At 73.9% G+C, this 12,304-nt stretch carries 10 protein-coding genes; 2 read left to right on the top strand and 8 right to left on the bottom strand.

What is annotated here, in order from left to right:
- Positions 1-26: 26 nt before the first annotated feature.
- The 6 genes from purM to purL form a co-directional block, all read right to left on the bottom strand.
- Positions 27-1,148, bottom strand: coding sequence for a phosphoribosylformylglycinamidine cyclo-ligase (gene purM / locus HIR71_RS05630; RefSeq protein ID WP_169324082.1), 1,122 nt, complete (start codon positions 1,146-1,148; stop codon positions 27-29).
- The gene (gene purF / locus HIR71_RS05625) at positions 1,145-2,692 is read right to left on the bottom strand and encodes an amidophosphoribosyltransferase (protein ID WP_169324081.1); all 1,548 of its coding nucleotides are present in this window, start codon (positions 2,690-2,692) and stop codon (positions 1,145-1,147) included. Before purF ends, purM begins: the two co-directional genes overlap by 4 nt.
- 58 nt (positions 2,693-2,750) lie before the next feature.
- Complete coding sequence (locus HIR71_RS16395) at positions 2,751-3,143, bottom strand: magnesium transporter (protein ID WP_211373835.1); 393 nt, start codon at positions 3,141-3,143, stop codon at positions 2,751-2,753.
- Positions 3,144-3,195: 52 nt separating this feature from the next.
- A complete protein-coding gene (locus HIR71_RS05615) occupies positions 3,196-3,594 on the bottom strand; it encodes a sterol carrier family protein (RefSeq protein ID WP_169324080.1) in 399 nt (132 codons plus the stop codon).
- A gap of 131 nt (positions 3,595-3,725) precedes the next feature.
- Positions 3,726-5,063: an NADP-specific glutamate dehydrogenase gene (gene gdhA, locus HIR71_RS05610; RefSeq protein WP_169324079.1), complete on the bottom strand. Its 1,338-nt coding sequence runs from the start codon at positions 5,061-5,063 to the stop codon at positions 3,726-3,728.
- Positions 5,064-5,089: 26 nt separating this feature from the next.
- Positions 5,090-7,432, bottom strand: a complete 2,343-nt coding sequence (purL, locus tag HIR71_RS05605) for a phosphoribosylformylglycinamidine synthase subunit PurL (protein WP_169324078.1) — start codon at positions 7,430-7,432, stop codon at positions 5,090-5,092.
- Positions 7,433-7,546: 114 nt separating this feature from the next.
- On the opposite strand from purL, the gene HIR71_RS05600 reads away from it, so the two are divergent.
- Positions 7,547-8,236, top strand: a complete 690-nt coding sequence (locus tag HIR71_RS05600; RefSeq protein WP_169324077.1) for a LysE family translocator — start codon at positions 7,547-7,549, stop codon at positions 8,234-8,236.
- Entirely contained in the window at positions 8,233-9,048 is an 816-nt protein-coding gene (locus HIR71_RS17370) for a DUF2599 domain-containing protein (protein ID WP_211373834.1), read from the top strand. The genes HIR71_RS05600 and HIR71_RS17370 overlap by 4 nt, the downstream gene beginning before the upstream one ends.
- 168 nt (positions 9,049-9,216) lie before the next feature.
- Here HIR71_RS17370 and HIR71_RS05590 read toward each other — a convergent pair whose 3' ends face one another.
- Complete coding sequence (locus HIR71_RS05590; RefSeq protein WP_169324076.1) at positions 9,217-11,424, bottom strand: acyl-CoA dehydrogenase family protein; 2,208 nt, start codon at positions 11,422-11,424, stop codon at positions 9,217-9,219.
- Complete coding sequence (locus HIR71_RS05585) at positions 11,424-12,236, bottom strand: TetR/AcrR family transcriptional regulator (RefSeq protein ID WP_169324185.1); 813 nt, start codon at positions 12,234-12,236, stop codon at positions 11,424-11,426. The genes HIR71_RS05590 and HIR71_RS05585 overlap by 1 nt, the downstream gene beginning before the upstream one ends.
- Positions 12,237-12,304: the final 68 nt, after the last annotated feature.

Genomic DNA, 12,304 nt, shown 5'->3' with positions numbered 1-12,304 from the left:
CGTCGACGGCGGACCACGCGCCACCGTCAGGTCGTCCGGTAGCTCCCGGTCATCCGCACCGCGCCGCCCTTGACCCCCTTGGAACCGCGCACCACGTCGCGACCCTCGGCGCCGTCGTCGGGCCCGATGGTCCCCAGCACCCAGGCCGGGAGCCCGCGGCCGGCGAGGTGGGCGAGCGCGGCGTCGGCCCCCGCGGGTGACGTGACCGCGACCATGCCGACGCCCAGGTTGAGGGTCGCCTCGAGGTCGTCCCACGGGACGCCGCCCAGCGAGCGCACGACGTCGAAGATCGGCGGGACCGTCCAGCTGGCCCGGTCGACGCGCGCCGCGAGCCCGACCGGCAGCACCCGGGCGAGGTTCGCGGCGAGCCCGCCGCCGGTGACATGGCTGTACGCGCGCACCTCGGCCGCGGCGTCGCGGGCCAGCGAGAGCAGGTCCGCCGCGTACACGCGCGTCGGCTCGAGCAGCTCGGCACCCAGCGTGCGGCCGAGCTCCGGGACGTCGCGGTCGAGGGACCAGCCCGCCACCTCGACCACCTTGCGGACCAGCGAGTACCCGTTGGAGTGCAGGCCGGACGACGCGACGGCCAGCACGACGTCGCCCTCGCGCACCTTCTCCGGTCCGAGCAGGTCGGCCGCCTCGACCACGCCGACGACGGCACCCGCGACGTCGTAGTCGTCCGGACCCAGCAGGCCGGGGTGCTCCGCGGTCTCCCCGCCGACGAGCGCGACACCCGCGACCTCGCACGCCGCTGCGATCCCCCGGACGACGTCCGCGATGCGCTCGGGCACGACGCGGCCGCACGCGATGTAGTCGGTCATGACGAGCGGCTCGGCGCCGCACACCACGATGTCGTCGACGACCATCCCGACCAGGTCGAACCCGATCGTGTCGTGGACGTCCATCGCCTGGGCGATCGCGACCTTCGTGCCGACCCCGTCGGTGGACGAGGCGAGCAGCGGGCGGTCGTACGCCTTGAGCGCGCTCGCGTCGAACAGCCCGGCGAACCCGCCGACGCCGCCGAGCACCTGCGGCCCGTGCGTGCGCGCGACCGCGGCCTTCATCAGCTCGACCGCGCGGTCCCCCGCGGCGGTGTCGACCCCGGCCGAGGCGTACGTCACCCGGCGGGGCGCATCCGACGTCGTCACGGCTGCTCGAGCGCCGTCGCGCCCCCGCTCGACGCGACGAGGGTGCGCAGGCCGTCCTCCGGGGCGCCCAGCGGCAGCTCGCTCTGGTCGACCAGGTAGTTGCCGATGCGGGCGGCCGGCGGCAGCTCGATCGGGTAGCTGCCCGTGAAGCAGGCGGCGCACAGCTGCGCGGCCGGCTGCTGGGTCGCCGCGATCATGCCTTCGAGCGAGATGTAGCCGAGCGAGTCGGCGCCGAGGGACTGGCCGACCTCCTCGGGACCCAGGCCGGTCGCGATGAGCTCGGCCCGGGACGCGAAGTCGATGCCGTAGAAGCACGGCCACTTCACGGGCGGCGACGAGATCCGCACGTGCACCTCGGCAGCGCCGGCCTCGCGCAGCATCCGGATCAGCGCGCGCTGGGTGTTGCCGCGGACGATCGAGTCGTCGACGACGACGAGCCGCTTGCCGCGGATCACGTCCCTGAGCGGGTTGAGCTTGAGGCGGATGCCGAGCTGGCGCAGCGTCTGGGACGGCTGGATGAACGTCCGCCCCACGTAGGCGTTCTTGGTCAGCCCCTGCCCGAACGGGATGCCGGACTCCGCCGCGTAGCCGACCGCCGCCGGCGTCCCCGACTCGGGCACCGGGATCACGAGGTCGGCGTCGACGGGGAACTCGCGCGCGAGCTGCCGACCCATGTCGACCCGCGCCGCGTGCACCGACCGGCCCGCGATCGCCGTGTCCGGCCGGGCCAGGTAGACGTACTCGAAGACGCAGCCCGCGCGGTCGGCGGGCGCGAACCGCTGGCTGCGCAGCCCGTCGGCGTCGATCGCGACGAGCTCGCCGGGCTCGATCTCACGGACGTACGACGCGCCCACGATGTCGAGCGCCGGCATCTCGCTCGCGACGACCCAGCCGCGCTCGAGGCGGCCGAGCACGAGCGGCCGGACGCCCTGGGGGTCCCGCGCCGCGTAGAGGGTGTGCTCGTCCATGAAGACGAGCGAGAAGGCCCCGCGGAGCCGGGGGAGCACCTCGAGGGCCGTCGCCTCGAGCGTGTGGTCGGGGTCCCCGGCGAGCAGCGCGGTGACGAGGGCCGTGTCCGTCGTGTTCCCGCGGGCCAGCTCGCCGCGCCGCTGCGAGCCGTAGCGCTCGGCGACCAGGTCGACCAGCTCGGCGGTGTTGGTGAGGTTCCCGTTGTGGCCCAGGGCGATCGTGCCGCCGGCCGTCGCGCCGAGCGTCGGCTGCGCGTTCTCCCACGTGCTCGCGCCGGTGGTCGAGTAGCGCGTGTGCCCGATGGCGAGGTGCCCGGTCAGCGCGTTGAGCGCGGTCTCGTCGAACACCTGGGAGACGAGGCCCATGTCCTTGTAGACGAGCAGCTGCTCGCCGTTGGAGGTCGCGATGCCGGCCGACTCCTGACCCCGGTGCTGGAGCGCGTAGAGGCCGAAGTAGGCGAGCTTGGCGACCTCTTCGCCGGGCGCCCAGACGCCGAAGACCCCACACGCGTCCTGCGGGCCCTTCTCGCCGGGGAGGAGGTCGTGGGAAAGAAGTCCGTCTCCGCGGGAAGCCACGATTCCATGGTCGCACAGGGGGCCGACGTCGACGCGGGGGTCCCAGGGTGTGAACGCCTCAGCGGTGATGCACGCCACGGCGGTCGGCGAGCACCGCGGCGCCGGCGCCGAACAGCGCTCCGAACGACGCGAGCCCCACCACGACGATGCCGATCACGGCGCCGCGGGGGCCGCCCTGCTGGTACGGCGCGAGCAGTCCGGCGACCAGCCCGACGACGGCGCCCAGCAGTGCGCCCGCGCGCACGAAGGCGGCGTACCGCGGGGCGCGGCGGACGGTGGCCGGCTCGGCGATGCGCTCCAGGGTCTCGACGTCGGGCGTCAGGTGCGGATCCGGCGTCTCGCCGGGCGTCTCGCCGGGCGTCTCGCCGGGCGTCTCGTCCGGTGTCACGCCTCGCGCGGCGTCGGGGGCGCCGGCGGCGTGCTCGTCGCGGTGGTCGTCGGGGCTCGTCACGGCAGGCGACCCTACCCGCCCGCACGTACCCGCCCGCACCTACCGCCCGCACCTACCCGCTCGCTCCTGCGATGCCGCGATCGCGCACGGCCTGCAGCGGGAGGAGCGAGGCGAGGTCGGCCCGCTCACCCGACGCCGACACCCGGCCCTGCCCGACGGCGTCGACCCAGCGCAGCTCGCCCGTCACCAGCGCGAGCCACGTCGCGGGGTCTGTCTCGACGACGTTGGGCGGCGTGCCGCGCGTGTGCCGCGGGCCCGCGACCGCCTGCACCGCGCCGTCGGGCGGGACCCGGACCTCGACCGCCTTGCCCGGCGCGACGTCGGCGAGCTCCTCGAGCGTGAACCGCACCGCGGTCCGCACGGCCTCGCGCGGGGCGCCTCCCGGGTCGGCCCGCCACACGGCGAGCGCCGCCCGACCCGCGGCCGGGTCGGTGCGGCGGCGGGGTGGCATGACGTCCAGGCTAACCAGGGTCGACGTCCCGGCCCTCGACCGATCCCCGGATCCGCTCCGCGCACCGGCGCCGGCTCACCCTTCACCATGACGCCGGCGCTGGCGGGCCCTGTCAGAGCACCACGGTCCTGTCAGATGACCCCGAGCGCGAGCATCGCGTCCGCGACCTTGGTGAAGCCCGCCACGTTCGCGCCCAGCACGTAGTTCCCGGGCTGGCCGTACTCCTCGGCGGTCTCGGCGCAGCGGTCGTGGATACCGATCATGATCTCGGCGAGCCGGTCCTCGGTGTGCGCGAACGTCCACGAGTCGCGCGACGCGTTCTGCTGCATCTCGAGCGCCGACGTCGCGACGCCGCCCGCGTTCGCGGCCTTGCCCGGCGCGAACAGGACGCCGGCCTCCTGGAGGAGCGCGACGGCGTCGGGCGTCGTCGGCATGTTGGCGCCCTCCGCGACCGCGACGAGACCGTGCCCGACGAGGCCGCGCACGTCGTCGACCGTGAGCTCGTTCTGCGTCGCGCACGGCAGCGCCACCTCGACCGGGACGTCCCAGATCCGGCCGCCCTCGACGAACTTCGCGGAACCACGACGGTCGGCGTAGTCGCTCACGCGGCCGCGCTCGACCTCCTTGACCTCACGCAGCAGGTCGACGTCGACGCCCGCCTCGTCGACCACGTAGCCGGACGAGTCCGAGAACGCGACGACGCGAGCGCCCTGGTCCTGGGCCTTGGCGATCGCGTAGGTCGCGACGTTGCCCGAGCCCGAGACCGAGACGCGGAGCCCGTCGAGCGACTGGCCGGCCGTCGCGAGCATGCGCTCGGCGAACAGGACCGTGCCGAACCCGGTCGCCTCGGTGCGGACGAGCGAACCGCCCCAGGTGAGCCCCTTCCCCGTGAGCACGCCGGACTCGTAGCGGTTCGTGATCCGCTTGTACTGGCCGAACATGTAGCCGATCTCGCGGCCGCCGACGCCGATGTCGCCCGCGGGCACGTCGGTGTACTCACCGATGTGCCGGTAGAGCTCGGTCATGAGCGACTGGCAGAACCGCATGACCTCGCCCTCGGTCTTGCCGCGCGGGTCGAAGTCCGAGCCGCCCTTGGCCCCGCCGATCGGCATGCCCGTCAGGGCGTTCTTGAAGATCTGCTCGAAGCCCAGGAACTTGACGATGCCGAGGTAGACCGACGGGTGGAACCGCATGCCGCCCTTGAACGGCCCGAGCGCCGAGTTGAACTCGACGCGGAACGCGCGGTTGATCTGCACCTGGTTGTGGTCGTCGACCCACGGCACCCGGAAGATGATCTGCCGCTCGGGCTCGCAGACGCGCTGGAGCACCGCGGCGTCGGCGTACTGGGAGTGCTTGCGGATCACGGGGCCGAGGGAGTCGAAGACCTCACGGACGGCCTGGTGGAACTCCGCCTCGCCAGGGTTACGTGCCAGGACCTGGGCGAAGACGGGCTCGAGCTGCGGTTCCACGAAAGTTGTCTGCCTATCGCTGGGAGTCAGGAGAAGTATCGGGGCAAGGTGCCCTCGAACGCCTCACGAGCTTCGGTGAGCGGGATCGAGAACAGGCCCTCGACCTCGACGGCCGGTCCGGCCTCGGGGTCGCCCTGCCCGGCGTCGTCGGTGGTGACGCCGAGCTTGAGCAGGGGGAACCCGCGCGCGCCGCACAGGTCCTGGAAGCGGACCTCCTCGGACCGCGGGACGGCGACGAGCACACGCGCGGTGGACTCGGAGAGCAGGGCCTCGAACGGCGTGACGCCGTCACGCTCGCACAGCGCGTCGATCGACACGCGCACGCCGGTGCCGTGGCGGAGCGAGGCCTCGACGAGCGCCTGCGCCAGCCCGCCGTCGGACAGGTCGTGCGCCGCGTCGACCAGGCCGTCGCGCGAGGCGTTGGCCAGGATCTCGGCGAGCCGGCGCTCCGCCCCGAGGTCGACCCGCGGCGGCAGCCCGCCCAGGTGGCCGTGCACGACGTCGGCCCACGCGGACCCGTCGAGCTCGGCACGCGTGGTGCCGAGCAGGTAGACCGCCTGGCCGGGCGTCGTCCACCCCGATCCGGTGGCCCGCGCGACGTCGTCGAGGACTCCCAGGACGCCGACGACGGGGGTCGGGTGGATGGACGAGTCGATGCGGCCCGGCTCCCCGGTGCCGTTGTACAGCGAGACGTTGCCGCCGGTCACGGGCACCTCGAGCGTCTGGCACGCGTCGGCGAGCCCGCGGATCGCCTCGACCAGCTGCCACATCGCGTCCGGGTCCTCGGGCGAGCCGAAGTTGAGGCAGTCGGTGACGGCGAGCGGCCGGGCGCCGGTCGTCGCGACGTTCCGGTGGGCCTCCGCGAGCGCGAGCTGCGCGCCCGCGTACGGGTCGAGCTTGGCGTAGCGACCGTTCGCGTCGGTCGCGAGCGCGACGCCCAGGCCCGTGCGCTCGTCGACGCGGACGACGCCGCCGTCGTCGGGCTGGGCCAGCTTGGTGTTGCCCTGCACGAAGCGGTCGTACTGGTCGGTGACCCACGCTTTGGAGGCGAGGTTGGGCGAGGCGAGCAGGCGCAGCACGGTGGCGCGGAGCTCGTCGGGCGTCGCGGGGCGCTCGAGCCCGGCGGCCTCGGTCGTGTCGGCCTGGAGCGCGTCCTGCCAGGAGGGGCGCGCGTAGGGACGGGCGTAGACCGGGCCCTCGTGCGCGACCGTGCGCGGGTCGACGTCGACGATCCGCTCGCCGTGGTGGTCGATGACGAGCCGGCCCGTGTCGGTGACCTCGCCGATCACCGCGGTCTCGACGTCCCACCGCGCGGTGATGGCGAGGAACTCGTCGAGCCTGTCGGGGCGGACGACCGCCATCATGCGCTCCTGCGACTCCGACATGAGGATCTCGCCAGGCGTCAGGGTGGGGTCGCGCAGCAGGACGCTGTCCAGCTCGACGAACATGCCGCCGTCGCCGTTGCTCGCGAGCTCGCTCGTCGCGCACGAGATGCCGGCCGCGCCGAGGTCCTGGATGCCCTCGACGACCTTCGCGGCGTAGAGCTCGAGGCAGCACTCGATGAGCACCTTCTCCATGAACGGGTCGCCGACCTGGACGCTCGGGCGCTTGCTCGGCTTGGTCTCGTCGAACGTCTCGGACGCGAGGATCGAGGCCCCGCCGATGCCGTCGCCCCCGGTCCGCGCGCCGAAGAGCACGACCTTGTTGCCGACGCCGGACGCGTTGGCCAGGTGGATGTCCTCGTGCCGCAGCACGCCGAGGCACAACGCGTTGACCAGCGGGTTCCCCTGGTACGACGGGTCGAACACCACCTCCCCGCCGATGTTCGGCAGCCCCAGACTGTTCCCGTAGCCGCCGACGCCCGACACCACCCCGTGCACGACGCGGGCCGTGTCCGGGTGCTCGATCGCGCCGAAGCGCAGCTGGTCCATGACGGCGACCGGGCGGGCGCCCATCGAGATGATGTCGCGCACGATGCCGCCGACGCCGGTCGCGGCGCCCTGGTACGGCTCGACGAAGCTCGGGTGGTTGTGGCTCTCGACCTTGAACGTCACGGCCCAGCCGTCGCCGATGTCGACGACGCCGGCGTTCTCGCCGATGCCGACGAGCAGGTGCTCCTTCATCGCCTCGGTCGTCTTCTCGCCGAACTGGCGCAGGTGGTTCTTGGACGACTTGTAGGAGCAGTGCTCCGACCACATGACCGAGTACATCGCGAGCTCGGACGCGGTGGGGCGCCGCCCCAGGATGTCGATGACGCGCTGGTACTCGTCCGGCGTGAGACCGAGCTCGGCGTACGGGAGCTGGACCTCCGGGGTCGCGGCGGCGTGCTCGACAGTGTCGAGCGGCGTGCGGTGCGGTGCGGTGGTCATCGAGCCCCTGCCGAGAGGAAGTGCGGGAGAGCTTCCAGGCTACCGGCGCGTCGCCGGGTGGACGGACGCGGTACCGGGTACCGGACACCCGCCCGCGCGAGGGACACTGCTCGGATGATGGACCTGCACACGCTCGCGCTGTTCGCGCTGGCCGCGCTCGCGCTCATCGTCGTGCCGGGACCGTCGGTCGGGTTCATCCTCGCGACGACGCTCCGGCGCGGGCGGTCGGCCGGGCTCCGTGCGACCGCCGGGATCGAGCTCGGCTACCTCGTGCACGTGACGGGCGCCGTCGTCGGGGTCTCCGCCGTGATCGCCGCGAGCGCGACCGCCTTCACCGTGGTCAAGGTCGTGGGCGCCGCCTGGCTGCTGTGGCTCGCGGTCCGCACGTGGCGCGCGCGCACGCCCGGGACCGTGGACCAGTGGGGAGCCGGGCCGGTCGGTGCGGGTGACGGCTCGGCTGCGGGTTCTGAGCTCGCGGGCGCTGAGCAGGCGGCTGCCCCGGGCGGCGGCGAGCTCCGAGCCGGACTCCTGGTCGGGGCCCTGAACCCCAAGACCGCGCTGTTCTACCTCGCGTTCCTGCCGCAGTTCGTCCGGCCCGACGCCGGGCCGCCGTGGCTGCAGCTCCTCACCCTGGGCCTGGTGTTCATCGGGCTGGCCTGGGCCGTCGACTCGCTGTGGGCCGTCGGCGGCGAGGGGCTGCGGCGGCTACTTCCGCGCGTCCGGCTCGCGCTGCTCGACCGCGTCTCGGCGGGCGTCTACGCGGCCCTCGGGCTCGTGACGCTGACCGCACGCCGGGTCGCGTGAGGCGCCCGGCAGGCGTCGGGCTCGCGCTCGTCGCGCTGGTCGGCCTGGCCGCGTGCGCGCCGTCGACCCCGGACGCACCGACCGACGCGAGCACCGGCGAGGTCGCGCCCGGCCCCTCCGACCCCGCCACGTCCCCAGCGCCCGCCGTACTGCACGCGACGTCGTCCGCCGACGACGTCCGCGCCGCCGGCGCGTCCCTGACCTCGGGTCCGGTCACGCTCGCTCTCGCGGCCCTCGGCACCGCCGAGGTCGAGGCCGGGCTCGACGGTTCGCTCGTGGTGTCGCTGGCCGTGCCCGACGCCGAGGGTCCGTTCGCGCTGGTCGCCGCCCCGGCGGGATACCGGTTCGAGACGTCGGCCGACGGTTCCGTGGCCGTGCTCGACGCCGCCGGGGAGCTCGCCGGAGGCCTCGCGCGACCCGGCGTCGGGGGCACGGGATCGGGCGGTGCGGCGTTCGAGTCGCCGGCACCCGACCTCCTGCGGCTCGTCCCCGGCCCCGGTCCCGCGACCGAGCGGGTCACGATCTGGTTCGGCACCACGCTCGTCGAGTCGCTCTCGTGGGGTGAGCGCGAGGGCGGACGGTCCCTCGCCGTCGACCCCACCGACTGGGCGCGCGCAGCCGGGCCCGCCGTCCAGGAGGCGACGTGGGCGGCGGTCGTCGCGGCCGAGCCCGAGGCCGACACGGCCGGGATGCGTGCCCAGTTCCTCTGCCACGCGCTCGGCGCGCGCGACAAGGAGACGTGGAACCTCGAGCCCTGGCGCCCGGAGGTCGACAGCCTCGAGATGCTGGCCGCCCGCTGCAACCCGACCTGACCCGGCAGGGCACCGGCGACAAGCCACGCCCAGGCAAGCCGGCCGGCCGAGTTCGCTGGTCCCGGCGTCAGTTCGCTGGTCAGGATCAGCGAACTCGGCACCGGACCAGCGAACTCGCGGACGCCCGGCGGAGGGCCCGCCCGGCGGCCGTGCGGCGGCGGCGGCGCGTCAGGCGGTCACGGCCTCGGTCTCTGTCGCGGCCCTGGTCTCGGTCGCGGCCTCGGACTCGGTCTGCTCGGTCTGCTCGGTCTGCTCCGTGGCCTCCGACTTGAGCGTCGCCGTGCCGACCGGCACCTTCCCGAGGGACGGCTCGGCGATCGCCGTGTCGGTCGACCGGGGCAGCAGCTTCTCGGCGATCGGCGCGTCACCCGACGCACGCTGCGCCCGGTAGTAGGCCCGCGCCTCGTCCTGCCGCTCGCGCTCGATGCCCGTCGCGATGGTCGCCCGCACGTGCTGCGGGCCGTACCCGAACGCGTCCACGAGGTCCTGCGCGTGGGGGCGCAGGCGGGCGAGCAGCCGGTCGATGTACGACGTGACCGTGCGCGCCCGTCCGGCCGACATCCGCCCGTTGATGAGGTACCACGCGAGGTTGCGCTCGATGACGCTGAGGCCGAACAGGTCGCGGAGCCAGGTGAGCACCTGCCGGGTGCCCGCGTCGTCGACCTTCGCCAGGCCCGCCGTGAACGCCTTCCACTGGAGCAGGTCGGCGTGCGCGCGCGCCGCCTCGATGAGCTCGTGCTGGTGGGCGTTGAACAGCGCGGCCGCGTCCTCGCGCGACGCCTTCGAGGCGGGTCGCAGCGCGTTGGCGATCTCCGCGACCATCGTGTCGACCCGGTCCGTGAGCAGCTCGCGCTGCGTCTCGGCGTCGCGCAGCTGACCCGCCGACCGGCGCACGTTGCCGCCGTCGGCCAGCGTCTGCACCGCGCGCAGCAGCGGCGTCCTGTGCAGGGCGGCGTCGGCCGCCCGGTTGGCGACGAAGCGTGCGACGCCGCCCGCGTCGATGTCCTTGAACTCGCGCGCGTAGTCGGCGAGCAGGCGCTTGGCGACGAGCTGGAGCAGGACGGTGTTGTCGCCCTCGAACGTCACGTAGACGTCCATGTCGGCGCGCAGGCCGGTGAGCCGGTTCTCCGCCATGAAGCCCGCACCGCCGCATGCCTCACGCGCCGTCTGGAGGGTGCGGAGCGCGTGCCACGTCGACGTCGGCTTGAGGGCCGCGGCCATGGTCTCGAGGTTCTCGCGCGTCTCGTCGGTGTCCTCCTCGCCCGAGAACACCCGGTCGAACGCCTCGAGCAGCTCCTCGTGCGCGAACGTCGACGCGTAGGTCTCGGCCAGCAGCGGGAGCAGACGGCGCTGGTGCTCGGCGTAGTCGAGCAGCACGACCTCGTCGGTGTCCGAGCCGGCCGTGAACTGGCGCCGCTCGTTGCCGTACGTGATCGCGATGATGAGGGCGAGCTTGCTCGCGTTGACGGCGGCGCCGTCGAGCGAGACCCGGCCCTGGACGAGCGTGCCGAGCATGGTGAAGAACCGGCGGCCGGGGCTCGCGATCGGCGACGAGTACGTGCCGTCCGCGGCGACGTCGCCGTACCGGTTGAGCAGGTTGGTGCGCGGGACGCGGACGTGGTCGAAGTGCAGGCGACCGTTGTCGATGCCGTTGAGGCCGCCCTTGAGACCGTCGTCCTCGCCGCCGACCCCGGGCAGGAACTCCATCGTCGCGGCATCCCGGATCGGCACGTAGAACGCGTGCACGCCGTGGTTCACACCCGTGGTCACCAGCTGGGCGAACACCACCGCGGCGACGCCGTGCTCGCCCGCGTTGCCGAGGTAGTCCTTCCACCCGGCGCGGAACGGCGTGTGGAGGACGAACTCCTGGGCGTCCGGGTCGTACGTCGCGGTCGTCGCGATGCTCGCGACGTCCGAGCCGTGCCCGATCTCCGTCATCGCGAACGCGCCGGGCACCTCGACCGACATGGCGCCCGGCAGGAAGCGACGGTGGTGCTCCTCGGTGCCGAGGTGCAGGATCGCGGAGGCGAACAGCCCCCACTGCACCCCCGCCTTGATCTGCAGCGACGGGTCCGACACGACGAACTCCTCGAACCGCGCCAGGCTGCCCGCGTGGTCGTCCTTGCCGCCCAGCGCTGCCGGGAAGGCCCGGAGGACGTCGGCCTCGGCCGCCAGCAGCTGGAGCTGCTCGAGCACGCGCGCACGGTGCTCCGCCATGGTCTGACCCTCGATCCGGGTCAGGCGCGGGTCGGCGCCCCAGGCGCGGGCGGCACGGCGCATCTCCGCCCAGCGGCCGAGCAGGAGGTTCTCGAGCGCGGGTACGTCGATGGTCGGGCTCTCGGTGGCGAGGTCGGAGCGGTCGGTCGTGGTGCTCATCAGGACTCCTGTCCGGGTGCGGGTGCGTGAGTCGTCGACGCGGTCGTGCCGTTCTCGGCCGCGGCGGGGGGCGCCGGGTGGTCCGCCGTGGTGGTCGCGGGGGCGCCGTCGGCCCCGGTGGGGGTGCGGCCGCGCGCGAGGATGCCGACCGGCCCGGCCCACAGCCAGGCCGCGACCTGCGCCGTGAGCGCCTCGCGGTCGAGCGCTCCGGGCTCGTCCCGGTTGCGGAGCCAGCGCTCACCGGCGCCGCGCACGAACCCGACCGCGCCTGCCCCCCAGGTGTCGGCCATCACGCGGTTCGCCGGGTCGGCCGGGGAGCCGGCCTCGGTCAGCGCGCGCGCGAACGGAGCGGCGACGAGGTCGGTGACGGCCTCGAGGAAGTGGCCCAGGGGCGACGACGGCTCGAGCGACCCCTCGCGTGTCACGAAGAAGTACACGTTGGGCGACGACTCGATCATCTCGAGGTACACGCCGACCATCGCGCGCAGCGCCTCGCGCGGCGTCGCGTGGGAGTTGAGCGCGCCCTCGAGCGCCTCCTGGATCTCCACGACGACGTCCTTCGCGACGGCGAGCTGCAGCCCGCCCTTGTCGTGGAAGTACCGGTAGACGATGGACTTGGACGTGCCGGCGGCGGCGGCGATCTCCTCCATCGAGACGTCGGGCCCGCCGTGGTGCACGACCTTGCGCGCCACCCGGACGAGCTCGGCGCGGCGGGCCTCGCGGTGGTCGGCCCAGCGCGTGGAGCGACCGTCGCGGGTGGCGTCGGTCGGGGAGAAGGAGGAGGCCGTCGTCGTCGAGGGCCCGGGTGTGATGCGGCTCACGAGACGGATGGTATCAGGTACTGTAGGTGCTGGAAACTGTCGCGAGGGCGCCCGACACG

Origin of the sequence: Cellulomonas fimi, from assembly GCF_012952065.1 — a bacterium.
GTDB classification, from domain to species: domain Bacteria; phylum Actinomycetota; class Actinomycetes; order Actinomycetales; family Cellulomonadaceae; genus Pengzhenrongella; species Pengzhenrongella fimi_A.
This window is presented reverse-complemented; position numbering and strand designations above follow the sequence as displayed.

What these genes read in the sequence shown, in the direction of transcription:
- HIR71_RS05615 (WP_169324080.1), bottom strand. Translation starts at nt 3,594, where the DNA reads ATGCCACCCCGCCGCCGCACCGACCCGGCCGCGGGTCGGGCGGCGCTC.
- purL (WP_169324078.1), bottom strand. Translation starts at nt 7,432, where the DNA reads ATGACCACCGCACCGCACCGCACGCCGCTCGACACTGTCGAGCACGCC.
- HIR71_RS05600 (WP_169324077.1), top strand. Translation starts at nt 7,547, where the DNA reads ATGATGGACCTGCACACGCTCGCGCTGTTCGCGCTGGCCGCGCTCGCG.
- HIR71_RS05590 (WP_169324076.1), bottom strand. Translation starts at nt 11,424, where the DNA reads ATGAGCACCACGACCGACCGCTCCGACCTCGCCACCGAGAGCCCGACC.